The 23,582-nt window shown below is 54.3% G+C and carries 27 protein-coding genes and 1 tRNA gene; 14 read left to right on the top strand and 14 right to left on the bottom strand.

All coding sequences use genetic code 11. The features are described from left to right. Positions 1 to 258: 258 nt before the first annotated feature. Positions 259 to 825, bottom strand: coding sequence for a hypothetical protein (locus TX72_RS13880; protein WP_011128028.1), 567 nt, complete (start codon positions 823 to 825; stop codon positions 259 to 261). Between the two features lie 862 nt (positions 826 to 1,687). Here TX72_RS13880 and TX72_RS13875 point away from each other — a divergent pair. Beyond that, positions 1,688 to 2,728 carry a radical SAM/SPASM domain-containing protein gene (locus TX72_RS13875; RefSeq protein WP_011128027.1) on the top strand — a complete coding sequence of 347 codons (1,041 nt, stop codon included), beginning with the start codon at positions 1,688 to 1,690 and terminating at the stop codon, positions 2,726 to 2,728. Positions 2,729 to 2,977: 249 nt separating this feature from the next. Here TX72_RS13875 and TX72_RS13870 read toward each other — a convergent pair whose 3' ends face one another. The 5 genes from TX72_RS13870 to TX72_RS13855 form a co-directional block, all read right to left on the bottom strand. Then, entirely contained in the window at positions 2,978 to 3,298 is a 321-nt protein-coding gene (locus TX72_RS13870) for a hypothetical protein (protein WP_148228784.1), read from the bottom strand. Positions 3,299 to 3,452: 154 nt separating this feature from the next. Further along, positions 3,453 to 3,722 (bottom strand): hypothetical protein, encoded by a 270-nt coding sequence (locus tag TX72_RS13865; protein ID WP_148228783.1) that lies wholly within the window; start codon positions 3,720 to 3,722, stop codon positions 3,453 to 3,455. A 273-nt stretch (positions 3,723 to 3,995) separates the two neighbouring features. After that, entirely contained in the window at positions 3,996 to 4,298 is a 303-nt protein-coding gene (locus tag TX72_RS13860) for a hypothetical protein (protein ID WP_148228782.1), read from the bottom strand. After that, positions 4,291 to 4,746 (bottom strand): hypothetical protein, encoded by a 456-nt coding sequence (locus tag TX72_RS05835; RefSeq protein ID WP_011128026.1) that lies wholly within the window; start codon positions 4,744 to 4,746, stop codon positions 4,291 to 4,293. Before TX72_RS05835 ends, TX72_RS13860 begins: the two co-directional genes overlap by 8 nt. Then, entirely contained in the window at positions 4,743 to 5,066 is a 324-nt protein-coding gene (locus TX72_RS13855; RefSeq protein ID WP_011128025.1) for a hypothetical protein, read from the bottom strand. The genes TX72_RS05835 and TX72_RS13855 overlap by 4 nt, the downstream gene beginning before the upstream one ends. Positions 5,067 to 5,263: 197 nt before the next feature. On the opposite strand from TX72_RS13855, the gene TX72_RS05830 reads away from it, so the two are divergent. Continuing rightward, positions 5,264 to 5,674: a sigma-70 RNA polymerase sigma factor region 4 domain-containing protein gene (locus TX72_RS05830; RefSeq protein ID WP_148228781.1), complete on the top strand. Its 411-nt coding sequence runs from the start codon at positions 5,264 to 5,266 to the stop codon at positions 5,672 to 5,674. On the opposite strand, the gene TX72_RS05825 is transcribed toward TX72_RS05830, so the two are convergent. Then, positions 5,640 to 6,359: a TIGR00297 family protein gene (locus tag TX72_RS05825; protein ID WP_148228780.1), complete on the bottom strand. Its 720-nt coding sequence runs from the start codon at positions 6,357 to 6,359 to the stop codon at positions 5,640 to 5,642. The genes TX72_RS05830 and TX72_RS05825 overlap by 35 nt on opposite strands. A 45-nt stretch (positions 6,360 to 6,404) precedes the next feature. On the opposite strand from TX72_RS05825, the gene TX72_RS05820 reads away from it, so the two are divergent. Continuing rightward, positions 6,405 to 6,860, top strand: coding sequence for a hypothetical protein (locus TX72_RS05820; protein ID WP_225867745.1), 456 nt, complete (start codon positions 6,405 to 6,407; stop codon positions 6,858 to 6,860). A 12-nt stretch (positions 6,861 to 6,872) separates the two neighbouring features. Here the strand turns inward: TX72_RS05820 and TX72_RS05815 are convergent, their stop codons facing one another. Together TX72_RS05815 and TX72_RS05810 are read right to left on the bottom strand one after the other, a co-directional pair. Next, positions 6,873 to 7,601, bottom strand: a complete 729-nt coding sequence (locus tag TX72_RS05815) for a 16S rRNA (uracil(1498)-N(3))-methyltransferase (RefSeq protein ID WP_011128021.1) — start codon at positions 7,599 to 7,601, stop codon at positions 6,873 to 6,875. Then, positions 7,594 to 8,043: a DUF3531 family protein gene (locus TX72_RS05810; RefSeq protein ID WP_011128020.1), complete on the bottom strand. Its 450-nt coding sequence runs from the start codon at positions 8,041 to 8,043 to the stop codon at positions 7,594 to 7,596. The genes TX72_RS05815 and TX72_RS05810 overlap by 8 nt, the downstream gene beginning before the upstream one ends. A 45-nt stretch (positions 8,044 to 8,088) precedes the next feature. On the opposite strand from TX72_RS05810, the gene TX72_RS05805 reads away from it, so the two are divergent. Both TX72_RS05805 and hslO read left to right on the top strand, forming a co-directional pair. Continuing rightward, a complete protein-coding gene (locus tag TX72_RS05805) occupies positions 8,089 to 8,733 on the top strand; it encodes an ABC transporter ATP-binding protein (RefSeq protein ID WP_011128019.1) in 645 nt (214 codons plus the stop codon). 9 nt (positions 8,734 to 8,742) lie between these two features. Next, positions 8,743 to 9,660: an Hsp33 family molecular chaperone HslO gene (gene hslO / locus TX72_RS05800; RefSeq protein WP_011128018.1), complete on the top strand. Its 918-nt coding sequence runs from the start codon at positions 8,743 to 8,745 to the stop codon at positions 9,658 to 9,660. Here hslO and TX72_RS05795 read toward each other — a convergent pair. Together TX72_RS05795 and TX72_RS05790 are read right to left on the bottom strand one after the other, a co-directional pair. Continuing rightward, complete coding sequence (locus TX72_RS05795) at positions 9,657 to 10,343, bottom strand: CPP1-like family protein (RefSeq protein WP_011128017.1); 687 nt, start codon at positions 10,341 to 10,343, stop codon at positions 9,657 to 9,659. The two genes, hslO and TX72_RS05795, sit on opposite strands and share 4 nt — an antisense overlap. 42 nt (positions 10,344 to 10,385) lie before the next feature. Beyond that, on the bottom strand, positions 10,386 to 10,607 hold the full coding sequence (locus tag TX72_RS05790; RefSeq protein ID WP_011128016.1) for a hypothetical protein: 222 nt from the start codon (positions 10,605 to 10,607) through the stop codon (positions 10,386 to 10,388). A gap of 112 nt (positions 10,608 to 10,719) precedes the next feature. On the opposite strand from TX72_RS05790, the gene TX72_RS05785 reads away from it, so the two are divergent. Further along, entirely contained in the window at positions 10,720 to 10,911 is a 192-nt protein-coding gene (locus tag TX72_RS05785) for a hypothetical protein (RefSeq protein WP_011128015.1), read from the top strand. 7 nt (positions 10,912 to 10,918) lie between these two features. On the opposite strand, the gene TX72_RS05780 is transcribed toward TX72_RS05785, so the two are convergent. Continuing rightward, positions 10,919 to 12,562 carry a peptide chain release factor 3 gene (locus TX72_RS05780; protein WP_011128014.1) on the bottom strand — a complete coding sequence of 548 codons (1,644 nt, stop codon included), beginning with the start codon at positions 12,560 to 12,562 and terminating at the stop codon, positions 10,919 to 10,921. A gap of 9 nt (positions 12,563 to 12,571) precedes the next feature. After that, positions 12,572 to 13,240, bottom strand: a complete 669-nt coding sequence (locus TX72_RS05775; RefSeq protein WP_011128013.1) for a class I SAM-dependent methyltransferase — start codon at positions 13,238 to 13,240, stop codon at positions 12,572 to 12,574. 115 nt (positions 13,241 to 13,355) lie between these two features. Here TX72_RS05775 and nrdJ point away from each other — a divergent pair, with 115 nt between their 5' ends. The 6 genes from nrdJ (at position 13,356) to TX72_RS14145 (ending at position 21,349) form a co-directional block, all read left to right on the top strand. Then, positions 13,356 to 15,686: a ribonucleoside-triphosphate reductase, adenosylcobalamin-dependent gene (gene nrdJ, locus TX72_RS05770; protein ID WP_011128012.1), complete on the top strand. Its 2,331-nt coding sequence runs from the start codon at positions 13,356 to 13,358 to the stop codon at positions 15,684 to 15,686. Between the two features lie 60 nt (positions 15,687 to 15,746). Further along, positions 15,747 to 15,833: transfer RNA gene (locus TX72_RS05765), tRNA-Ser, on the top strand. Between the two features lie 171 nt (positions 15,834 to 16,004). Next, entirely contained in the window at positions 16,005 to 17,147 is a 1,143-nt protein-coding gene (locus TX72_RS05760) for a site-specific integrase (protein ID WP_011128011.1), read from the top strand. Positions 17,148 to 17,948: 801 nt separating this feature from the next. Continuing rightward, positions 17,949 to 20,258: a DUF3987 domain-containing protein gene (locus TX72_RS13600; protein ID WP_148228779.1), complete on the top strand. Its 2,310-nt coding sequence runs from the start codon at positions 17,949 to 17,951 to the stop codon at positions 20,256 to 20,258. 309 nt (positions 20,259 to 20,567) lie between these two features. Further along, the gene (locus tag TX72_RS13850) at positions 20,568 to 20,825 is read left to right on the top strand and encodes a hypothetical protein (protein ID WP_148228778.1); all 258 of its coding nucleotides are present in this window, start codon (positions 20,568 to 20,570) and stop codon (positions 20,823 to 20,825) included. A 347-nt stretch (positions 20,826 to 21,172) separates the two neighbouring features. Beyond that, positions 21,173 to 21,349 carry a hypothetical protein gene (locus TX72_RS14145; protein WP_158305728.1) on the top strand — a complete coding sequence of 59 codons (177 nt, stop codon included), beginning with the start codon at positions 21,173 to 21,175 and terminating at the stop codon, positions 21,347 to 21,349. Positions 21,350 to 21,618: 269 nt separating this feature from the next. On the opposite strand, the gene TX72_RS05745 is transcribed toward TX72_RS14145, so the two are convergent. Further along, entirely contained in the window at positions 21,619 to 22,194 is a 576-nt protein-coding gene (locus TX72_RS05745; RefSeq protein WP_011128009.1) for a tyrosine-type recombinase/integrase, read from the bottom strand. Positions 22,195 to 22,761: 567 nt separating this feature from the next. Here TX72_RS05745 and TX72_RS05740 point away from each other — a divergent pair. After that, positions 22,762 to 23,178 (top strand): hypothetical protein, encoded by a 417-nt coding sequence (locus TX72_RS05740; RefSeq protein WP_011128008.1) that lies wholly within the window; start codon positions 22,762 to 22,764, stop codon positions 23,176 to 23,178. Between the two features lie 18 nt (positions 23,179 to 23,196). Continuing rightward, positions 23,197 to 23,535: a hypothetical protein gene (locus TX72_RS05735; RefSeq protein ID WP_011128007.1), complete on the top strand. Its 339-nt coding sequence runs from the start codon at positions 23,197 to 23,199 to the stop codon at positions 23,533 to 23,535. Positions 23,536 to 23,582: the final 47 nt, after the last annotated feature.

Raw genomic sequence — 23,582 nt, 5'->3', positions numbered from 1 at the left:
GCATGGGGAGGAAATTGCGCCCAATACCATCGATATATGGGCTGACGCATCTCTGGCAAATCTTATCGACTTCATTTGAAATTATTTTTTTTGGTATTTTTACTAGGTTATTGGTGCATAAATAAGCCTAGAAGCCGTTAAAAGTGGTCAACAGGATAAATACCCTAGAGACCACTCTAAACAGCCTTACAGGAGCTTCTACAGCTTGATGTAAGTTCTTTTATGAGGACACCATTCGTAGAGATGTTTGCTACGTTCCTACCATTCACGTTTTGATTGGCGTTGACGTGCTATAGCAGCTTCTACTTCTTCATCAGTCATTGGCGGATTTGACCTGTTATGAGCCTGCTCTAATGGAGTAGCCCAACGACAGTTTTCAGGACAATAGATATAGTCATTGTCAACTCTATCAAAAGTTTTTCCTTCAGGTCGTTCACCCATATGATAAACAAACATCCAGAAGTCGTTAAGCCATTCTTGGCAGACAGTGATACCACGTCCACCATATCTTTCATAGCAGAAAGCTGATTCATTATAGCAACGTTGAATCATGACCTTGTAAGTATTATATAGAGGATGATAACTTCTACCATCTTGACCGCGACATTCAGGTATGGATTGAGGTGCTGAACCAAGGACACCACAAACACAACGAGAATTAAGTTTATTCCTTAGAGCTTTTGGAGTGGTTGGAGCCTTGGTATGTCTACCGCAAGAATCACACTGAATAATGTGTTGTTTAACTGTTTTACCTTTTTTATCTGTATGAGTAACAGTATCTATTACCTTCTTCATTTCAACGCCTCCTAGCCTTTTTAACAGCACCAGATGCCAGTGGTTTGAGCCGTTTATCGCTCAATACATCAGAAGGTATGGAGTAGCCTTTTGGGTAATAGTATTCGGAGTTGTCGAAAAGGTATTGTTCTATAATTGCAGTCTCTTTATCGTTAAGAGCAATACCAGAATTAATTAGCTCATTGAGGTATTCTTTATTGTAAATAGTCGTTGTTATTAGGTTGTCTTGTCTTGAAAAACAGCAGTGGAAGGAATCGAACCTTCAGCCATTCACTGCCATGCCTGGACTTAGATGAGCAAGACTCTCAATGCCAGGAGTGTCAGTCGTTCTGTCTCTTATCTATCTCTGCTATTGCTTTTTGAACAGACGCAATAATGTCAGGAGATTTGTTATTAGCTTGTAGTTCAGCTAGTAGCTTGATTAGCTTTTGTCTATACTCCATATGCACTTATGTTGTATATGAGGCATCAGGCAAGACAGCGAATGCATTGATCATAGCTTGTCTATGAGTGCTGTAATCGCACTGCTTGCTGAATTGAATGATGCCTAGGATTCGGCGTTATTTTTAAGCTCGTGTCGTGCAACTAACTTATACTAATTATCCAGCCGCCCTAGAAAGTTCTTGCTGTGTTTGGTGGTCAATATGTCAATATGGTTTGTAGTGATTTGATGTGCAGTATCTGCGTTGAGTAGTGCCAGTGCATTATTGATATTTAGCTTGTTGCTTGCTCCCGTATGCCATTACTATACCGTCTCTAAGGTGCCAGAAGGTGTCATAGGTGGGTGCCAGAGCCTGCTGTATTCTCTACGCACAAGGTTACAGTTACCGAATTGTCTATCCTGCCCGTCTAGAACTATTGACGAATGGTATGATATGTAAAAAGGATAGTCATGAAGGAAAAAATTCTTTCTTTCATTCGCCAAAAAAGTTTAGAACATTCTATTGATTCAGATGAAGACAGTAAATATCATATTGAGTTTACAACAACACCTGCTTGTGGTGTTAGGTGTAAATATTGTCCTCAGGAGACATTGCGCAAATCCAGCCTTAAGTTCAAAAATATAAACAATAAGTCAATCACTTTAGATAATTTTAAATGCTACTTGAAAAATTTTCATGATTATCCCACACTCAATATCCATTGGACTGGCTATTCAGAACCCTGTGCTAATAAGGACTTCTCGGCTATGGCTCAACATTGTGCAGATCTTAAGCTCGAGCAGCAAATTTCTACCACTCTTACAGGATTTCCGTATAATATAGATTTCATAGCAAATAACCCTTCTTTTTTTAAAAGTATTGGCTTGCATCTTCCTGATGATGCTGGATTAATGGAAGATGGCGTGCTGCAAGTTGATGATAGCTACTTGACTACTTTGGCAAGATTTTTAGACGACTTTGAAAGATCTAGCCATAATGGAGTAGAGCTAAGAGCTCTAACTTTTGGACCATCTTTTCATCCACAAATAGAAGAAATACTCGCCAACAAGTCTCATCTCTTTGCTGGTATGTCTCGCCATCGAAAACTTAGCTCTAGGTCTTCTGGTGTAGATTCACTCTATTTTAGAAAGTTATGGAAATATAAGTCTAAGTCTCAAGTAGCTACGCTGATAAAACAATCGCTGAAGCGAATCTATGTATTTTTTAGGCCTATTATTCTGCTCGAGATTCCGTTGCCTGCCAAAAAGTGTATTGTCAAAAAGTTTGGCAGCCAACCAGTTGTGCTGGGTAATGGCAATGTCAATATATGTTGCCATGATTATTCCTTGAGTCAGGTAATTTGCAACGTAAATAATGAAAACTTTCGCGCATCCTTGCGTAAATGGAGAGAAAGTGTGCTTAATGATTTCAGCAGCGGAGAACTTTCGCCTTGCAAAAAATGTGAATTTTATCAACCTCTTACTTTCAAAGATCTGCTGCCTAAAAGATAGTCTTTATTTTTAAAGAAATTTTGGAGGTTTTAAATGCGTTTCAGTTCTTTGAACTGTTTTTTGAATTTATTTGGCAGAGCTTGAGAAACTGGTAGATCTGTGAAGGCTTCGTTTTTAGATTATTTTTAATGCTAGAAAGTAATTCATTAGCCACAAAGCCTTATTCCTTTATATTCGCCTGGTCGACTGCTTAAGGCGCTTATCGATATTAGTTTGTAGGCGAAACAATCTAACGATGTACTTGTTTTTTTAGAAATGCTGTTTCATTCGCATAGAGCCAGCGTGTCGAAATAATTTAGGAATATATCGATCCGTTTGCTGTTGATGACGTGTTTGCATTGAAACTGCTGCACGGGATTGCTGAGCTTGGTTCATACCCTTTGACTGAGACATATCAAACGTACGCTCTGATGCAGGACTGAAAGGCGTTTGACGTGGATTAGAAGCTGAAATCATGCCATTAGCATCAGTGTTGATCTCTTGTGAACTACCACCAGATGCAGATCCAATGAAGGGATTAGAAGCAGCTTTCTTGAGTTTGCCTGTATGTCGGGAAGGTTGGTTATACATGATTAATACTTTGATTTTTGGGAGAGTTTCTCAAGCATTTGTTGACGCATACGTTGGAGCAATGCTGACGATTGACTGCCACCAAAGGTAAGGATCTCATCAACTTCAGAGGTATTAGATTGTTTAGGGAATGGTTGCTGTTGCTGTTGATAGTTCATTTGGCTTTAGTTACTTTCTTGTATAGTTGGATTTGTTGATCAAAGTCTCTAGAGATAATATGACCAAGCTTTGTTAATAGAACAGGGTGAAGCTCTTGGCTGCATAACTCATGTAGCTCAGCGGCTTCAATATAAACTTCATTTAGATAATCGATATGCTCTGCTCTCGATGGTGGATGCGTTATATCTTGTAAGTCTTTCAGTCCATCATGCCAACGCTGAGATAGTGAATCGATATTAGCTTTAAGGTATGAGTAGGTATTCATTTGGTGTGTATGTATTTAAAAGCAAGTCTAGGAATTGCACCTAGAAGAAATATGGCAAGACAATTAGAAAAAAACTTACCAGCGTGAGGTCCACCCTTCCTCAGTCCGTATCTATACCCTGCTTTGAAGAACCCTTATCCCGGACGTTGCGAATGTACAGTCTAAAGGTTCAAGTATCTAGTTAGTGTATATGCACCAACCTGAATGGTTTGCCTTGAGCAATTTAGAATCCGTAGATAAGATTCAAGGAGGAGGCTAGGCTCTCCAGCAGAGTTAGAACACTGCTTCATCAATATGGTTGTCATCTGGCTCACATTCGTAAATTAGAGCATCGGGTTCATACATAGATGATGTTTCAATGGTGCCAAGGCTTTGACCTTTGGCTTGAAGTTCTTTTCTTTTACTCCAAAGAGTGCTAGACCTATCTCCTCTCTTTATTTCTGTAAGAGGCTGCAAGTCCAGCTTATTGAGGTGCTGCTTAGCAGTAGGGTTCTTAGCCTCACCTGCTGATACCTTCAGCGTGGATGAGATAGGTTTGAACTGCCTATAAGAAGAACTCCCGTAGTTATCACTCATACCTACCTTCTTTGTTGTATTGATAGTAGTTCTCGGCTGCAGCCATAAATGCTTCCTTGCTAAGTAACTCAATACCAAACACTCGTTCCAACTCAATGATGGTAGTCAATGCAATGGTATCTCTAGTGCTGATTAAGTCAGAGATGATAAGGCTACTTGTGTTCAATGCCTTTTCAGCAGAGGTGGTAGTAGCTGCTGAGTAGCTACGGACTGTGGAGCCTGGATTGGACATAGGCTGTGGTGCTTCGTTAGCCCTAATGTCACGCCATACCTTCTTCAGCTGTTCCCGTTGTGTATCATTCAAACGAACACGACAGGACAGCAAGATAGGCAGGACATCAGTGAACTTCCTTTTCTTAGGTTGATTAATGTCGGGTAGCTGGCTATCAAAGTGAACTCGATTAGCAGTAGCGTTATTGTCTGCATCGTGGTTGTCGTTAAAAGTCATTTTAAATCAGTAGGGATATTCTTTGATTTCCAATCTTTGTTTGATGCTTCTAGCAGTGATTGGTCTGCTTTGATTTGGTTTTGTTTACCAGCGACACCAGCAATCATCGTGATAGGTGGTTGGTATTGCTGTGGTTCCGAAGCGATGTATTTATCCTGCTGCCAGGTATCACCACCTACTGTTGTAGTCTTGATTCCATTAATACCAGATGCACCTGGTCGCTTATCTTCTACAAGCTCTAGGTCTCCAGCATCTGAGATAGTGTGTATGGAACCGCAGGCGCTGCAGGTCAAATACAGCTCGTCTTCACTTGCAGGCATAGTTAGAACCCACTTGCTTAGACGGACCAGTAACTAGCCCTTTCTGACCAATACCAATAGTTGGACTACCAACCAATGATTGAGTCACTTCCTCACGGAACTTCTTTGTAGCGTAGGCTTTCCAGTCTTCACCAAAGCCACCACGAACTGCTTCATTCTGAAGGCGGCTGCGGGACACCTATGTGAAAGGCCAGGCGATGCAGCAGGAGCAAATGCAACGTGGTGGGCCGGCCCTGTCGGACGCTCGTCTGGCGGACGCTCTCAACATCACGATTCAGCGCTGGCAGGAAGCCTGCAGCAGTCAGCAAGCGCAACGCATGGTGCCCATCAGCGCCATCCATGAGCAGGCCACCAACCCGGTGAACGACGATCTTGAGGACCGCTGGCTGGACCGTGGCCTGGCGTTGCTGAAGCCACAGCAACGGCAGCTGTTGCAGCGGCACTTCATCGAAGGGGACAGTGTGCGACGCATCGCATCAGCCACCGGCGTGCCGCAACACCAGCTGCGCAAGTCCATCCGTAACGCGATCGAGCTCTTGCAGCACTGGGCGGAGCAGGACGGTCTGCTGCCGCTCAGATCCTGCCGCCAAGCCACAGCATCGCCATAACGGCGGCCAGCAAGGTCTGCAGAGCATTCACAAGTTCATTGCTCAACCAGCGGAACCGATCCTGTGCGAGGGCCCCAAGCAGGCTCTCCGCCAGGGTGGCCAGGAGACCGATCAGCATCACCACCAGGCTGACGCTGATCGATGGCAGCAGTTGCAGCTGCCACATCACCAGGGTCATCAGCACGCTGCCGGCGGCACTGGCCAGGGTTCCCGCCAGGCTGATGGCTCCTTCCGTGCCAGGCGGCACGGAACGCAGGGTTGTGATCAGCACCGGCCGCCGGCCCCAGCGCTTGCCGATTTCGCTGCCGAAGGTGTCGGCCAGCTTGGCGGAAAAACTTGCCGAGAATCCAACCAACAGCAATGGACCGGGTTCAACACCCGCGCCGATCAGGAGGGCGAGACATGCACCGGTGGCTGCCGATCCCCAGACATTTTCCGGTCCACGCCGGCCGCCTCGGGCCTCCGCCAGACCACGCTCCTGCTTCTCGCGCAGGCCGAGCCGGGTCACCAGGCTGCCCAGCACCAGATAGGCCACCACAGCCACCCATCCACGCCAGCCGAGACAACCCCAGAGAATCGTGCCCAGAGCACCCGCATGAACCCAGCCGGCAAGGGTGAGCAGAGGGGCGCGTTGGGCCACAGCAATCAGGACGGTGTTGAGCAGCAGGGCTTGAATCCAGATCATTGATGCCGTGTTGCAGTGCCGTAAGCAAAGGTCCTGAACAGGGCCTTGCATCGCAGAATCATCGCTGTTGTGAGTGGAACTCTCGGCATGCTGTTCAACCAGAACAAGGGCTTCTTCCTGACGCTCGACGAAACCGCCGAGCCGGTCAGCCTGGACTTGCCCGAAGCAGCCGCAGTTGAAGAGCCCGCTGCTGACGCCTCAGTGACTGAGCAGCCATCTCTTGGCGTGGCAGCCGTGAAAGCCCCCGCCGCCAGCGAGGCCACAACCAGCGAGGCCAAGGCTGTTGATGAAGGGGCTGCTGCAGTAGCTGCGGTGCAGACCACCGCTGAGGCCATCGCTACAGAACTCGCTGCAACCCAGGCCGCCCGTCCAGTCGTCACGATGAGCACCTATGCCCCGGCCAATCTGGTGGCCGGTACCGGGCTTCGGGCTCGCAAGCGTCGCCCGGGTGCTGGCATGAAGGGGTTCATGACCATCGCCGGCGATCTGTTCAAAAGCTGATTGGCGTCAGGTTCATCTATCTCGCCACTGGACCAGTTCAACGCTGCCGCGCACGGCAGCCGTTGAACTGCGCAGGATTGAGCTGCCCAGATGCACGGGTTGCCACTCCCTGGTGATGGACAACTGTTCCTCCGCGTTGCTCCACCCCCCCTCAGGACCCACCAGCAACCAGACCATGCCGTTGCAGTTCGTGGTCTGATTGAGCCAATCACGAAGTGCAGGCGTATCAGCCCGGCGGGTGACACCCACAGCCACGGGGTCGCTGCTGTTGGGCCATTGAGCAAGCTTGCAGGCTGGTTTCAAGGTGGGCAACCACAGCCGTTCGCACTGCTCCACCGCCTCCTGCAGGATCGTGGCCCAGCGCTCGGGGCGATGCTCGGCCTGGGGCGTGGAGCGGTCGGCGCGAAGCGGCTGAATCTCATCCACGCCGAGTTCACAGGCCATGCGCAGCGCGTCTTCAAAGCCGCGACGGATCAAGGACAGGCCAAGACCCAGTCGCGGGACTCTTACAGGCTCAATCTGATCGGCTGGCACCGAGACCCGTAGAGCATCAGCGCTGATCAACTGCGCCTGCCAGAGCGATCCGCAGCCATCGACCACGTCGATTGTGTCCCCAACGCGGCAACGCAGCACCCGTCGCAGGTAGTGCTGTTCGGAGCGTTCCAACGGGACGGTTGGATCGCCGGTCTCAACAGCTGCCAGACGCTGGGGTGCAATCAGCAGCCGTCGCCGCTCAGCCACCTGACGGGAAAAGACTGTCGGGGTGATCCTCCACAGGCCAATCCTCGTTGACACCGCCGATCACCAGCTCTTCGATCTGCACCACATCCGTATCGAGCTGGCGCAGGGCATTGATCAGCACATCGATTCCGACGCCATCACTGGTGCCCATATCGACCCAGCAACGGCCCCATTCGGCCTGATATTCCAGCTGGCCCATGTTGTGCATCAACGCCGGCATCAGCGAATCGGCTTCGTCGTTGTCGTAGGTCATCCAGCTGAGATCGGCCCCCTCCTCATGAACCTGAAGGTTTTCAGCGTTGAAGCCGCCGAGACGACCGATCACATACCAGCTGTCGAAGATGCCATCGACGTAATTGCGCTCCCCCTGACTCGGCGGTGAAGCGAAACGCAGCCAGATCCAGCAGTTGAACGGATCCACCTCGCGGAAACGAACGTCCATGGAGGGACCAGTGATGTGGAGTCATCATCGGTCAAGCTGAGGTCCATGCTGGAACTTCAGGCCCTCAACTACGCACCAGCCACCGCTTCAGGGCCGTTGCTGCAAGATGTCGCCCTCAAGGCCGACATCGGCCGGCCAGTGCTGGTGGCCGGTGCAAGCGGCAGCGGCAAGACCAGCCTGCTGGAAGTCATCGCCGGCCTCAGTGGCCAGCAACGGGGCAGCATTTGCTGGAAAGGGCAGGAACTGAGCCAACGGCAGCGCCGCTGGCTCGGTGGCATGGTGTTCCAGTTCCCGGAACGCCATTTCCTGGGGTTGACCATCGCCCAGGAGCTCCGCTTAGGGCACCGAAGACTGGGTGGCGATCAACAGCAGGCAGCTCTGAACACCGTTGGGCTGGCAAACATTCGACTGAGTGACGCGCCGGAACGGCTCAGTGGCGGCCAGCAACGTCGCTTGGCCCTGGCGGTGCAACTGCTGCGGGGCGCAGAACTGCTGCTGCTGGACGAACCAACGGCTGGTTTGGACTGGTCCGTGCGCGCTGACGTGCTGAACCTGCTGAGCCAGCTCTCCAAGCAGCGGGTGCTGATCGTGGTGACCCATGAGCCGCAGCTGTTCCACGACTGGAGCTGCGAGCGCTATCAACTGCGGAACGGACGATTGGAACCGGTGACTACATTGCCCGCAGCTTGAAGGACAACCATGGCCGACCGCCTGGTGAGAGCGACGGCCGCCGGCGGTGGCATCCGACTGGTGGCGGTGTCCACCACCGAAACCGTGCGGGAGGCAAGACGACGCCACGACCTCTCCTTCCTGTCCACGGTGATGCTGGGCCGGGCCATGGCAGCGGGCCTGATGCTGGCCAGCTCGATGAAAGTGCGGCATGGACGCGTGAATCTCCGACTCGGTTCGGATGGCCCACTGCGCGGGCTGATGGTGGACGCCGGCAGGGACGGGACGGTGCGGGGATACGTGGGTGACAACACCCTGGAGCTGGATCCGGTGATCGACGCCGATGGCAACCACAGCTTCAACTTCAAGGCCGCTGCAGGCACCGGCTACCTGCATGTCATGCGGGATGACGGCAAGGGGGAGCCGTTCAACAGCACCGTCGAACTGGTCAGCGGTGGCATCGGCGATGACGTCGCCTCCTACCTGCTGCACTCGGAGCAGACACCATCAGCGGTGTTTGTGGGTGAACGGATCAGCAGCCAGCAACTGCACAGCAGTGGAGGTTTGCTGGTGCAGATCCTGCCCAAAGCGGCGGAAGAGCCCGCACTGGTGGAACTACTCGATCAGCGCTGCCGCGAGATTGAAGACTTCAGCGGACGACTGGATCGTTGCGGCGACCAGCTTGAAGACCTGCTCGTTGATGTCTTCCCGGATCTGGATCCACGCCCCCTCGAAGACGCTGACGCCAGTCAATCTGTGAATTTTCACTGCCGCTGCACCCGTGAGCGCAGCGTCGCGGCACTGCTGCTCATGGGTCGCACCGAGCTGGCCGACATGCTGGAAAAAGACGGGGGAGCAGAACTCAACTGCCACTTCTGCAGCAACAACTATGTGGTGAGCGGACCAGAATTGGAAGGGCTTATCGCAGAGCTAGCTGCAGCGAGCTAAGCCAGCAGCAGTGCCGCGAGCCAGAGCAGCAGCGCAGCAGGTACAGCCTGAACCTGTTCAAGACTCAGGTTCAACTGACTGAAGGCGGTGGGAGACAACGACGCCGTCAGGACACTGCCCACCACCAATCCAAGGCCAAGCACCAGCAAGCACCATCCAAGGGAGGGAAGCGGCCGACGGCCCCGTCGGATCTGACTGAGGAAACAGCCGATCAGACCCAGTGCCAGAACCAATTGACCGGCACCGGGAGAGAAGAGCAAGAGCAGCAGCGCTGCTGCACCAGCCACGAGGCGGACCACAAGACCCTGACCTTCGGCGAGAGACCAGGAGGGGGACATCCCGGACAACGACGGCGGTGACTGGGGCAGGCGGGGCCTCAGTCGTTGCAGAACACTGACGCCAGGCAGTGATGGGTTACCCGATGCTGCCGATTCTTCCTTCTGGGATGCCGAGGCAGCTGCAGCACTGACCTGTCCCTGCTGACGGTCCCTCAGGCGGGCCATCAGAACAGCGTCATAGGCCGCCTCAACCCGCGCCTTGGCCTGGGGGTCATCCTCGGTCTGCGCCAGGCAACGACTGCGGGCCGCCTGAACCTCGTCAAAGCTTGCCCCGGGGCTGAGGCCAAGACGGCCATAGGGATCGTCTGATTCGGACGAAGGACCGGATTCACCGACGGCAGCCATGTCCTTTCAGCAACAACATGACAAGAGCGTATCGAGACCGGCTCAGAACAGAGCGCTGCCGTGACGGAAACCCTCAGAACGCTCGAGTTTCTGGCGGCAACTCAAGGCTTCGGAACGATTCAACCAACGCCGTTTTTTGATCAGAGGCATCTGCGGGGGAAGGTGAAATCCTTCCAGCATCTCCACAGATTCGCGGGTGGAACGGAAGCAGACGTACTCGGTGCCGCCGTCCGCCGTGCCTCGCACAAGCCAGAGACTCTCCAAGTGATCGTCACGGTTCAGTTAATGCAGTCTGGCGATCAGACGCGACCCCCGCGAGCAGGTGAGGGCTTGCGCACCAGCTGTCAACCGGCAACAACTTGCATCTGGTTAAGGGATGGTTAATGATGAATCACTTGGGTTTGATGCTTTGAACACCCTGCATGAACTGCTGGCACTGATGGCCGTGGAGGAAAAGGCCAGAACCTGCCATTCCCGCGCCGAAGCGCAGCGCTGCATCCACGAAGCCGAACAGCGACGACGCAATCTCTGGGGCACGAAGCAGGCGGTGCGGTTCAGCTCCAGCTGACGAATCCTCAGAGGCTGATCGGCTCCACCCCACTCACCACTGGAGCCACATTGCTCAGCTCAAAATCGGGATGGTCCTCTTTCAGTTGATTGAGGTTCCACTCGTTCTTGAATAACAGCACAGGCCTGTTCCAGGCATCGCGCACGGTTTTGCAGTTGAAAATCCTGCCCACCTTCTCCAGTTCCGACCAACCGCCGGCGACCCAGCGCGCCACCTGAAAACCAAGGGGCTCCAGCCGCGTTTCAACGCCGTATTCATTTTCAAGACGGTGCTGAACCACCTCCAGCTGCAGCTGACCGACCGCCGCGAGGATCGGATCGCGTTTGCTCTCATCGGTGTCGTAAAGGATCTGAACCGCACCCTCTTCCCGTAATTCATTCACCCCCTTGCGGAAGTTCTTGAAGGCGGACGGGTTTGGATTGCGCAACCAACTGAAGATCTCCGGGCTGAAACAGGGAATGCCCTCAAATTCCACTTTCGGGCCCACGTATAGGGTGTCGCCGATCGAGAACATTCCCGGATTGTTCAGGCCGATCACATCGCCGGGGTAGGCGTCCTCGACCACCGCCCGGTCCTGTCCGAACAGCTTCTGCGGTCTGGACAACCGGATCGCCTTGCCGGTGCGCGCGTGCTTCACCGTCATGTCTTTCTCGAAGCGACCGCTGCAGACGCGCACAAACGCGACCCGGTCCCGGTGACGGGGATCCATGTTGGCCTGAAGCTTGAACACGAAGCCGCTGAACCCTTCCCGCAGCGGATCGATCAATCCCTCGCTGCTGGAACGGGCGATCGGACGTTGGGCCATTTCCAGAAAGGCATCCAGAAACGGCCTCACCCCGAAGTTCGTCATCGCTGAGCCGAAGAACACCGGTGTCAGCTCACCGGCATGCACCATTTCGATGTCCAGCTCAGCTCCGGCGGCATCGAGCAACTCCATCTCCTCGATCGCCAGATCCAACAACTCCTCCTCCACCAGCTCCCGCAGGGCCGGATCATCCAGGGACAATTTCTGTTCCGCGGCCTGTTTGCCCCGTTCAGCCCGACTGAACAGAACCACCTCACGGCTGCGGCGATCGATCACCCCGCGGAACTGCTCACCGCTGCCGATCGGCCAGTTGACAGCCCAGGGGGTCAGCTCAAGTTCCGATTCAATCTCGTCCAGAAGCGTCAGGGGCTCCCGGCCGGGACGATCCATCTTGTTGATGAAGGTGAAGATCGGGATGTTGCGCATCCGACACACCTCGAACAACTTCCGCGTCTGAGGCTCCAGGCCCTTGGCGGCGTCTTCCAGCATCACGGCGTTATCGGCCGCCGCCAGGGTGCGATAAGTGTCCTCGGAGAAGTCCTGGTGACCAGGCGTGTCGAGCAGGTTGATCGTGGTGGTGTCGTAATCGAACTGCAGCACCGTCGAGGTGATCGAGATGCCCCGCTGTTTCTCCAGCTCCATCCAGTCGGAGGTCACCTTGCGTTGCTCGCCCCGGGCCTTCACCGCACCGGCCTGCTGAATCGCACCGCCGTAGAGCAGCAGCTTCTCCGTCAGGGTTGTCTTGCCAGCATCCGGATGGGAAATGATCGCGAAGTTGCGGCGACGATCCACCGCCTGCGCCACCAATCCGGCAAGGTCCGTTTCAGTCGCCGTCGTGCCGCTCATCGCTCGCTGTCAATCCACCAAGCCTGACACCACCAGATAACGGTCGTCCTCCATCTCCACAGTGAGTCCGTCCAATTCCGCCAGCGCCAACTGCTGTTGCACCTCCTCAGGCGTGAAGGCAGCCACCAGGGAGGCACAGAAATCCTGAATCAACACCGCCGGGGCATCAAAGCAATGGAGCTGCTGCAAACGGTGCACCTCCGCCAACGCGGCCGGACGGCGCAAGTCGCGGTGCAGCACCCGGCAACCCGGAGCCGCCAGCTCGCGGGTGAGTCCCCAGAGCAGCCCTGGCTCATGCAGGTGATGGAGAAGGCTGTTGCTGACGATCAGATCGACGGGCTCCAGCGCCAGATCCTGAAGGGTGCTGCAGCGCAGGTCGATCGAAAGACCTTGCTGATTCGCCCGGTCCCTGGCCACCTGAAGCATCGCTCGGGAACCATCCACACCGATCACCTGCGATTCAGGAAACCGTTTGGCAAGCGGGAGGCTGATGTTCCCCGGCCCGCAGCCCAAATCGAGGATCACGGCAGGATCAGAAGCAGCGCGACCTGAAGCGGAACTCAGCAGAGCTTCGATCCGATCGAGAGTGCGTTGATCACCGCCGCTGAAATCGGCTGCGGCGTAGGCCAACACCTGCGCCGGGTCGACCATCAGCTCGGGTTCCGGCAAACGCTGCATCCGAGGCCTTACGTCAACCAACAGTCTGCTCGGGACACTGCCAATGGTGGCGAGCACCCCTTGCTGCCCCCATCTGTGGCGTTAGGGTTTCGACAACATCTGTGCTCTACCGCACGTGACCCTGACCCCGAATCGCGTGGAGGTCGCTGCGAGCGACAGCGCCCGTTTCAGCGACTTTCCCGACACCGCTCCAGCCGCTAACCCTGTTTTTTACCGGACCTACAGCCGCAAAACCGCTGATGGCCGTGAAAGCTGGAGCCAGGTTGGCGAGCGCAATCTTGGAGGCCTGCGGCAGCTGGGTGGACTGAACGATGAGGAAGTTGCGCTGCTGGCGCGGATGCAGAGCGAGAAAAAAGCCCTGCCATCCGGACGTTGGCTCTGGATCGGCGGCACCGGTTGGATTGAGAAGTCGGTCAACTTCTCCGGTGCTTACAACTGCACTTCCACCAACCTGGTGGACTGGCAGGCCTTTGGTCTGATGATGGACCTGGCGATGATGGGCTGCGGCACCGGCGCCATCATCGAGCCGCACCTGATCGATCGGCTGCCGGTGGTGCGCAACACCCTCAAGGTGTTGTCGGTTTCCGACATCGGCATCACGGCAGCCGAACAACGGCAGAACGACTGCACCCACACCATCGAGGGCAACCGCGTTCAGATCAAGGTGGGCGACACCCGCCGGGGGTGGGTGGATAGCTACCAACTGATGCTGGAGCTGAGCAGTGATCCCCGCTTCAACGGCGGAACCGTTGAGATCGACGTGGACCTCAACGACGTTCGTCCCGTCGGCGAGACTTTGAAAGGCTTCGGCGGCATGGCCAACCCCGTGAAGCTGAAGGACCTCTACGCCCGCGTGGCCCGACTGCTGAACAAAGCCATCGGACGTCGCCTGACGTCTGTGGAGTGCTGCCTGCTGATCGATGAAGCCGCCGTCACCATCGTGGCCGGCAACATCCGCCGGAGTGCTGGCATGCGTCAGTTCGCTGCTGATGACAGCGCGGCATCGTCCGCCAAGGACAACCTCTGGCAACAGGATGAGGATGGCAACTGGCGCATCGACCCGGAACGGGATGCCCTGCGCATGGCAAACCACACCCGCGTTTACCACTCACGTCCGAGCAAAGAGGTGGTGCTGGCCGCGGTGACCAAGCAGTTCCACTCTGGCGAAGGAGCCATCCAGTTCGCCCCGGAAGCGATCGCTCGCTCCAACGCCGATCTGCTCAGCACCCCCGAACTGCGCAGCGAGTTCATAGAGATCTACTGCGATCAGGGCAAGGAGGAAGCCGGTCGCTGGCTCAGCACCAACCACGGACCAATCGCCCCAGCGGAGCTGGAGCACCGCCTCAGCCGCTATGGCCTCAACCCCTGCGGTGAAATTCTGGGGGCTGATTTCCACTGCAACCTGGCGGAAATCCATCTCAACCAGATCGATCCCAGCGACGAGGAGGGACAGGCCGATGCCTTCCGGGCTGCAGCCCTGTCGGTGGCATGTCTGCTCAACCACCGCTTCGAGGTGGAGCGCTACCGCCAGAGCCGCGAATGGGATCCGATCGTGGGCGTCAGCTTCACCGGTCTGTTCGATTTCTTCGTGCATGCCTTCGGCAGCGACTGGCTGCGTTGGTGGGAAGCCGGCCGACCCGACACCGACGAAGGCCGTGCCTTCAAGGCCAAGGAAGCTGACTACCTGAGCCGCTGGAAGCAAGTGGTGAATGAAACGGTCTGGGATTACTGCGACCGCCATGGCCTGCGCCGCCCCAACCGCTGCACCACCGTGCAGCCGGCTGGCACCAAAAGCCTGCTGACCGGAGCAGCCCCCGGCTGGCACCCCCCCAAGGCGCAACGGTTCATTCGCCGCATCACCTTCCGCAAGAACGACCCTGTAGCCATGGCCTGCATGGACTACGGCTACACCGTGGTGCCCTCCCAGTCCGACAAGGACGAGCAGGGGCGTCTGCTCGATGATCCATTCGATCCCCGCTGCACCGAATGGTTGGTGGAGATCCCCACGGAAGTGAGCTGGGCCAATCTGCCTGGCGCCGATGCGGTGGAAATCAACGGCTTCTCAGCCATGGCCCAATTCGATTTCTACATGCAGGTGCAGACGCACTACACCGCTCACAACACCTCCGCCACGATCGAATTCCGCGATCACGAAATCGAGCCCCTGGCGGAAGCGCTGCACAAGGCAATGGACAACGGCGAGGGCTACATCTCCGCAGCACTGCTGGCCCGGTTTGATGCCAATGCCACCTTCCCCCGCCTTCCGTTTGAGCCCATCGATGCGGCCACCTACGAACGGCTGCAATCCGAAGTGATCCAACGCCGCATCAGCAGCGATTTCTTCGAGGCACTGCAGCGCTACGACAGCGGAGAACTGAAGGAAGCCGGACCGGCCGGCTGTGATTCCGACAAGTGCCTGCTTCCCTTGGCCAAACCGGAAAGCTGATCGTCGCATCCGGCTGACTTAAAGTTGAACAGCGTCTGATCGCTCAGGCGCTGACACCCTGGAGAGGTGGTCGAGTGGTTTATGGCTCTGGTCTTGAAAACCAGCGTGTCTTCACGGGCACCGTGGGTTCGAATCCCACCCTCTCCGTTTCAGATAGTCACCACCGCTTCAAAGCCCCGTCGTTGACGGGGTTTTTTATTGCGCTGCAGGGGATCTCGCGAAGTGCCGCATGAAGCACCGCCGACACAGCCGCTATCGCAGCTCTGGCCAGAACCTTGTGCAACGGTGCAAACGGGGTAGCTTTTCGGGCGCGCTTCGTTGTCTGAAGTTGGCGATCTCGTCAAAGCCGTCAACCAAGGTCTTAAGGCCGAAAAAGCTGGCGTCTCAATCCGGCAACGGCGCAACAAGCTTTGCCTCAGAGCCGTCTTGCCGCACAAAGATGGGAGCAACCACGAGGTTCAATACGACGTCCCAACCGGTTGTGATGCGACCAAGGCAGGGCTGAATCGCGCCAAGACTTTGGCGATCAAGCTTTCGACTGACAGAAAGCTCGGCACCTTCAGCTGGGACGGCTGGCTTCAATCGGGCGAAACGACCCAAGCGCCAGAGGAGCCATCTGAAAGCCAGACCATTGGTGCATGGACAGCGAGGTTCAAAGCCGACTGGTACGAAAAGCGGGACGTCAGCACTACGGCCCAGAAGTCTCAAGCGAAGCGAACGTGGGATCGAATCGAGGCATCGTTCAAGAAAAATCCTGACACGTCTGATCTGCTGACGATTGAGGCACTTGTTGCGGTTGCCAAGTCACTACCAGCAGCGAGCAAGGCGCGCCACGAGTTCTGCCAGAAAGCCAAGGCATTGGCAAAGTTTGCCGAGCTGCCAACTAAAGAACTCGACAAGGTCCATACGAAGTATCTAACCAGGGTGCCGAAGCTTCCGTTAGACGAAGAGCTGTTTGAGTTTGCGTTGAACAACCGTCATTCCAGCATTTATGGCTGGTGCTTCGCAGCCCTGCTGGTCTACGGATGTCGGGTGTCAGAGGTGTTCAGCTTGGTGCCATCAGAAACTGGTGCGACTGCATCAGTCCTGGGTATCAAGCAAAAAAACGCACCACCAGAGCAACGAGAAGCCCTGGCGTTGCCGAAAGAGTGGATTGAACCCCTCGAAATCTGCACAGTTGAGAGGCCAAATGAGTTTCTTGACCCTGTCGCCTACGACAGCAACAAAACAAAAGGGCACGTCGATCGCATGAACAAGTGGCTTCAGAGCCGATGGTGTGGAACGGTGAAACTCGAAAACAGCAACCTGAGACATTCGTGGTGCATCCGCTCCATCCTGAAAAGCCAGCTTGGTGATGGAGTGGCAGCCAAAGCAGCAGGGCACGACATCAGCATCCACATGCGGACCTATGCAGCTGCGATGCAGAAGAGAGACATCCTGAGAGCTGCTGAAAATCTCTAAACCACTAACAAGCCTGAGGAGCACCCATGCGCGAACAGTAGAAACGGGTTAAACTGAATTTGCAAGCCGTCTTATGGCAGTGAGAGGTTCATCCAAGGCCCCGGGCGTCAGCGCCTTTGCGAACTAACGACTAGTTCCTCTTGGGTGTTCCTCATGTCTGAAACCTCATTGTTGGCGTCGTTGACCGCAGAAGTGCGGCAAATGCGTCATGACATCAATCTGCTGCTGGATCGTTCGCCAACCACAGCAAGTGCGTGGTTGCCGCCGCGTGAGCTTGCGAGAAGGCTAGGCGTCACAAGCGAGACTCTCACGAAGTGGAGGCTGGCAGGGCAGTTTCGATCCAGCAGCATCAAGCCGGTGAAGTGAGGTCGGCGAACTGACTGGCTTTATCACCACAAAGATGCTGTTACTGATATCGAAAGAGGAGCCAACTAATGAAGCACAGTAGTGAATACTTAAGCGGGTCTAATTAAGCCACAGCTGATAGAATAAGTGTAACAGAGTTTTCTGCTCTTAAAGACATGTCGATCCAGGCATTTGCCAAGCGGGAGAAACATCAAGGGCCAATGACTTCTGCGCTACACGCGCGGTTTCCAGAGCCGATTGTTTCTTTCGTGAAGACCACTGCACTCGTTGAGGGTGTCAGTGACTCGACAGTTCTTCGTTTTGCCCTGGAGCAGTGGGCAACAGCGCAGGGTTTCTCGGAACACTGCTCATAAAAGAAGGCCACCGCTGGAACGGTGGCCCTCTCTTTGAACGCAAAGCTCGCCAGCATTTTTCCGTCCACACCCGGAGTTTACCGTGGCGCACGCACCAGTCCAGCAGTCTTCAGCACCTGAGGACGATTCTCCTATCTATGCCGAGATTGAACGGCTTAAGAAGCTCAAAGAGACTTATGGCTGGAACGTTAAGCATTGGGACTATGCAAGTGATCTGTTTGACGTATGGCTTGGCCACGACGATCGTGAACCAGAGCCAAACTACACACCACTTCATCCAATGGCCTGTTGGCTGTGGGATGTCTTAGATAAACGGTGGTGGGCATCACAGTCTGCGCTCGACAAAATCCAGGCTAAGTGCGACAATGCCAGGAATTTATCTATTGATGTTGATCAATGGATAAGTGACTGCATTGATCTACTTAAGCAAGGTTGGCAGCAATATGATCGTTTTTCTCTTCGACGTGGTGGAGACCTCGCCACACTAGCCATTGATCTTTTGATGCAATTCGAATTTGTAGAGGCAAATACGTGGCGGTCACGCTTTTATGAGCTTACTTTGCTGAGCGAGGAGCTACAGCATCACATCTATCCAGACGGTGAACCAGGTATTTGCCATGGACTTGTTCGTAATTTAAGGACTGCTAAAAAGCTTAGAAAGGGAGGAAAGCACGAAAATGCTAATTTATTCCTGCTTCCAAAGGATCAGTGGGAAAAACCTATTAACTGCTCTGCAGAAGAGTGGGCAAACATTATCAAGCCGTTTAATCGCCGTAATATTGATGAGCTAGTTGATGAATACCTGGCCAGAGTGGAATTAGCACGTCATGGCCTAACGACGCCAAAGGGGAAGTCAGCAATAGAGACGCTCGAACAGCACGAAAACGATGCACACACCAAGATTAAAGAGGCAATACAACAGGGTGCAAGTGCAGATGAAGTGCAGTTGCTAGTCAATCAATACGGGACTAGATCAAACGGCTTTGGTCTTGCAAAGTTTGCGGAGCAATATCGAGAGTCGCTGGAGCGTCAACAGGATATTGCTGATGCACTTGATGACCTGCTGCTTCGTGGCGAGCCACCCCAAATCCATTTGGCGGATTACGTTCCAGCCGACTGGCTACCGATGTTCCGCGTTCTGCGGGATGGCTTGAAGTTCAGTGATGAGGCCATCGTGATGACGTTGATGGCCGGCGTCGCCGCGATGTTGCCGCCTCAGGTTCGCATCCGTGGTCGGTCGATGGAGGAAATCCCCACGGTGTGGGTGTTCCACATCGGCAGCAGTGGCACGGCCAAATCTGTGTTGCTTCAATGGCTGATTAACGGCCCAATGGCAAAGCCCATCGCGTTCATTGATGGCTGGAACGAACGTGAGCAGCAACGACGCAAAACCGCTGCTGCTGATGGTGAAGACCTACCGGCTTTTCGAAAACGCAATTTGATCTACACCGCGCCATCGACCCAAGGGATCCGTGCAGATTTTGCGATCCATGGCGAAGACGTACCAGGGCTGCTGGTGCGTGATGAGTTAAACGGCTGGCTTAAGCAGATGGCTGATGAGGGTGGTGCTGGTGTGGGTGATGTTGAGTTCTGGCTGTCGAGCTACGACGGTGCCTACAGCAACGACGTCTTTGCCGATGCCAAGAAATCCCGCGAGGTTCGTGCGGGGAAGTTGGGGGTGATCGGCGGCATCCAACCCAAGGTATTTTTGGATCAACTAGAGGCGGGTAACGCCAATGGCTTCAACTCCAGGCCGTTGTTTGTTCACCTACCTCGTTCACGTCGTCAGCTGGTGGACGGTGACGTAAACACCGAGAAACTTTCAGCTGTTCTTGGCAATCTCTATTTGGCTGCCCTCCAAGACGGGAACCATGCCTACGTGCTGTCAGCAGTTGCAGAGCAACTCTTCACCAGCTTGTTCAACCAGCTTGAGAATTTATCGCTGCAGGCTTGCAGTGAAGAGGTTGAAGCACTGTGGGCGAAGGGACCTGGGCAGGTGCTGCGAGTAGCGGCGGCAATCCATTTCATCCGTATTGCCACCGGTCAAGAAGAACTGGTGGAGCGTGGCATGGTGCAACCCGCCACGGTTGTTTCCGAGCGTTCGCTCCAGCTGGCCGCCAACTTGGTGATGGCCGGCAAAACCAGGGCAGTTGAGCTTCACGAACGTGCCAGGAATCCGATGCTTGAGCTCGCCGACAAGCTGCTGGAGAAAGCTCGTAAGAAGCAAGGCAAAGCGCCAGGTCGAGGTGTTGCACTTAGTTCAATCCGCAAAAGCTGGAGCAGTAAGGATCGACCAACACTTGCCGTACTAAAGCAAATGGCGCTGATGCTGCAAAGCCGTGGCTTAGTCCAAGTGTTTGATGGCGGCTTGTCAATCCGGGTGGTTCGTTAGACGTGCCACCCACTTGCCACCCGTTTGCCACCGGTTTGCCACCTCAAATGCCACCCCCAAATCACAGTGGTAGAGACGGATTAGAAGCAGTAGAGATACAGAATTGATACCCCCCCACATATATTTCAAGGCTGGTGCGATCACTGTTGAGTATTAAGCCGCCGGTTTGTGCAACACACTGGGGGCCCCCCAAATTCGGATCAGCTATCCCGCAAATCGATTGATACGACTGGGATATATGGGTGGCATTTGAGGTGGCAAAGTGGTGACAAGTAGGTGGCAGAGGGTGGCAACCTCAAGAAATTCACGTTGTCGAAGCCGCGTATCTCCATAGGGAAAAATAACCATGCCACCGCTGATCAGTCGACGACACGCTGGTATTCCCTCTTGATGCGCGCAATGCAATCTGATCGCTCACGCTTACGAGAGCTGGAAATACGAGTTGCGCATCCACAGCACTGGAGCGCCGGCGAATACCGCGCCAACCTCGAAAACCTTCGTCAACTGAAGTTCCGCCTCAACAATCAACTGAACAAGCTTCGCCAACGAGCTGAGAGAAATACTTAGGCCGCTGATGGAGTGCGCAGGCTGCGATAACTCAGCCTGGTTCGTGCTTTGAGGTGGCGATGCCGCCGGCAGGGCCTTTCATACAAATCAGCCGCAGCTTTCCACTGGCGCGGATACGGCCAGCTTCTCTTGAGCGCAGGGGAGTTCGTCGTTCTGCAGCACCACCACCAGTGCATCCAAAGAGCAGTGATGCCGCAAACCAAGCCTGTCATGGCTGAATGATGCGCCTCTGCAAGCGAGCGTCAATGGAAAACGGTAGACCGTTAGTAATTGCTCTCAACGGGGGTTAACGAATGGACAACTCACGCGAGCTGGCTCGACTGTTGCGCAAAGCGCAGGACATACACTTGGCGAAAACGCAGCCGCCGCTATGGCTTGTCACTGGCGTCTTCGAAGGCGAGCAAGTTCCTGAACCACCTGATGGTGTCGCTACTTACGAGCCCTGGATCGTCATCCATGTCGATGGCAAAAGGCCAGCCGGTGACACCGGCAAACCCATCGGCAAGCTCTGCCCATTGCACTGAAGCAGTCACGAGCCAGAGCCAGAAGCCTCTGCCTTGAATTGCCAAGATTGCAGCCGCCGCATTTCCATGATTTCCAATCGTCGTCTGTTGGTTTCAATTTCAGCCTCACGCGCTAAATGCTCGAGGAGGGCATTCGTGACCTTTTGTTGGCGAGAAGATACAAAAGACATTGGGCCAGAGAATTAATTACGTCGAAGCTAAAAAACGAGAGCAATTGGCAACTGAAAGCGTCACGCAACTACACCTATTTGTGTAGTTAGGTAAAGGCCCTATGCAAAGGCAGCAGCGGCAGCAACACGTTGAGCCGGCGTCACCTCTAAGTAACGCTGCAGGGCTGACATGGATTTATGCCCAGACAGGGCCATAAGCACCCTCAGAGGCACTCCAGCACTGTGAGCACTAGTTAGTGCCGAACGCCGGAAACTGTGGCTTGAGACGCCTTCTAGGCCCGATTCAGCAGCCGCCTTTTCAAGAGCATCCATAAAGCTTCGCGTACTGAGACACGAACCAGCAAATTGTCCTGGTACGAGGTAATCACCAGCCACAGGATCACGACCCTGCCGCACTACCCAGACATCTCTCCAGGCGCGCAGGGCTTCCCACAACACTGGCGTAACCGGCACAGACCTTGAGGCCAGCTTGCCTTTGGTAATACCGCGCTGGAACGTGATGGCAGATTCCGAAACCATGCCCCAGGTCAGTTGCGTTGCTTCACCAACGCGGCAGCCAGTGCGGCGACACACTTCAGCCACCAGCTGGTGGTATTGATCAGAAAGATTTGAGATGAGCAGGTCGAGCTGGTTCGTGTCCAGCACACGACTCTGACCGTGGCGATTGGACTTCATTTGTTTAGTTGTAATAGCTAAGAACGCAGTGCTGGTTTGCCACAGCGTCTTATTAGTATTTTACGCGATGTTCCTGTTTGGCTATCACCAACGTTCCGGCATCTTCAGTGATTATTTCTTATGCTTATCGCTGCTTAGATAACTATTATTGCTATCAGTATTGCTGACTACTAAGGGGGCAGGGTTCATTTTTTCTGTTGCTTATAACAGGAGTCAGGGAACCCTCTGAAACAGCAACAATTCTGAACTATCTTAATCACTATTGTAGCACAGCCGCATGGAAAAAACTATTCGTTAGTATTGAAGAAAGATGCCTTTGATGATGACTTGGAACCTGACAACGGACGAATGGATCGTCATGTCACGTTGCAATCGTATGGCAAAGCAGTGGTTCAGCAGAAATAAGCGTGATGCAGACGAATTTGCGCGACTGGCATATCAGCACTGGATGATAGATGGCATTTATCCAGAAGAACTTAGGGACCGCAGGGCTCCTAACCTCAGCACCACAGCAAGGTTAAGAAAGCGTAAACAACTTATTGCTGGTGGATTTCACCCTGGAGCGTCATGAGTTATACCGAAATCAACCGCTACGACTCAATCCCGCCGCACATCATCAAGGGGCTGACGCTCTGCGCCAATGGCTCGACTTGGGCAGATGCGGCAGCTGCTGTTGGGGTCAAAGCACCATGTCTTCGCAAGTGGTATCGAGACAGCAGGGCTGAAGAGTTCATCGAATCGCTGGTACGCGAGAACATCAACGTCGCCAACAACCTTCTGACTTCAGCCGCGCCAAGGCTGGCTGACGAGTTGATCAAGATTGCGCTGGATCCCAAGGTCAAGGCTTACGCCAGAACCCAGGCCATCAGCGAAAGCTTCAAGATTCTACGCGAGAACGTCTTGGAAGCTGAGCAACGGAAGCAGCTGCAAGAGATTCGCAGGACGCTTCAAGCCATCGAAGACGGAAAGGCAGTCGATGTTTAACCCTGCCTTCTCAAAGCAATGACCACCACCCACAACACCGTTGAGTTCGAGCTGCGTGAGCTGATTCGCGCTGCCGAAATGTCTGGCCTCAATCCGCAGCAAATCCCAAGTGACGTCAATCCATGGACCTGGGACGATCCACGCGCAATGTCGTGGCGCTCCAACTACCGCGCACTAAACCCTGCGGTGGCTCAGCAAGCGGAAATCTTGCTGGGTGGTCCTTTGAGCTTGGCGTTGAAAGCCGCCATGGAGGCTGGTGAAGCGCTGTCGGTTGACCTGGATCGCGAGTTGAAGATTCGGCGGCCACAGCTGCATGAGCAGATGCGTCAGGAAGCGATGGAACGTGCCATCAACTAGATCAACGAGAACCGAAAGGCTGAAGCTGCTGAGCGTGCTGCCAATAC

This window comes from Parasynechococcus marenigrum WH 8102 (genome assembly GCF_000195975.1).
Classification (GTDB): domain Bacteria; phylum Cyanobacteriota; class Cyanobacteriia; order PCC-6307; family Cyanobiaceae; genus Parasynechococcus; species Parasynechococcus marisnigri.
Note: the sequence above shows the minus strand (reverse complement) of the source record. Positions and strands in the feature narration are given on the sequence as shown.

Coding starts and splice junctions, on each gene's coding strand:
- TX72_RS05735 (WP_011128007.1), top strand. CDS start 23,197: ATGACCACCACCCACAACACCGTTGAGTTCGAGCTGCGTGAGCTGATT.
- TX72_RS13870 (WP_148228784.1), bottom strand. CDS start 3,298: ATGTATAACCAACCTTCCCGACATACAGGCAAACTCAAGAAAGCTGCT.
- TX72_RS05785 (WP_011128015.1), top strand. CDS start 10,720: ATGGTTAATGATGAATCACTTGGGTTTGATGCTTTGAACACCCTGCAT.
- TX72_RS05745 (WP_011128009.1), bottom strand. CDS start 22,194: ATGAAGTCCAATCGCCACGGTCAGAGTCGTGTGCTGGACACGAACCAG.
- TX72_RS05740 (WP_011128008.1), top strand. CDS start 22,762: ATGAGTTATACCGAAATCAACCGCTACGACTCAATCCCGCCGCACATC.
- TX72_RS13875 (WP_011128027.1), top strand. CDS start 1,688: ATGAAGGAAAAAATTCTTTCTTTCATTCGCCAAAAAAGTTTAGAACAT.
- TX72_RS05825 (WP_148228780.1), bottom strand. CDS start 6,359: ATGATCTGGATTCAAGCCCTGCTGCTCAACACCGTCCTGATTGCTGTG.
- TX72_RS13860 (WP_148228782.1), bottom strand. CDS start 4,298: ATGAGTGATAACTACGGGAGTTCTTCTTATAGGCAGTTCAAACCTATC.
- TX72_RS05835 (WP_011128026.1), bottom strand. CDS start 4,746: ATGACTTTTAACGACAACCACGATGCAGACAATAACGCTACTGCTAAT.
- TX72_RS13855 (WP_011128025.1), bottom strand. CDS start 5,066: ATGCCTGCAAGTGAAGACGAGCTGTATTTGACCTGCAGCGCCTGCGGT.
- TX72_RS05810 (WP_011128020.1), bottom strand. CDS start 8,043: ATGGACGTTCGTTTCCGCGAGGTGGATCCGTTCAACTGCTGGATCTGG.
- TX72_RS05830 (WP_148228781.1), top strand. CDS start 5,264: ATGCAGCAGGAGCAAATGCAACGTGGTGGGCCGGCCCTGTCGGACGCT.
- TX72_RS05780 (WP_011128014.1), bottom strand. CDS start 12,562: ATGAGCGGCACGACGGCGACTGAAACGGACCTTGCCGGATTGGTGGCG.
- TX72_RS05805 (WP_011128019.1), top strand. CDS start 8,089: ATGCTGGAACTTCAGGCCCTCAACTACGCACCAGCCACCGCTTCAGGG.
- hslO (WP_011128018.1), top strand. CDS start 8,743: ATGGCCGACCGCCTGGTGAGAGCGACGGCCGCCGGCGGTGGCATCCGA.
- TX72_RS05795 (WP_011128017.1), bottom strand. CDS start 10,343: ATGGCTGCCGTCGGTGAATCCGGTCCTTCGTCCGAATCAGACGATCCC.
- TX72_RS13865 (WP_148228783.1), bottom strand. CDS start 3,722: ATGAATACCTACTCATACCTTAAAGCTAATATCGATTCACTATCTCAG.
- TX72_RS05775 (WP_011128013.1), bottom strand. CDS start 13,240: ATGCAGCGTTTGCCGGAACCCGAGCTGATGGTCGACCCGGCGCAGGTG.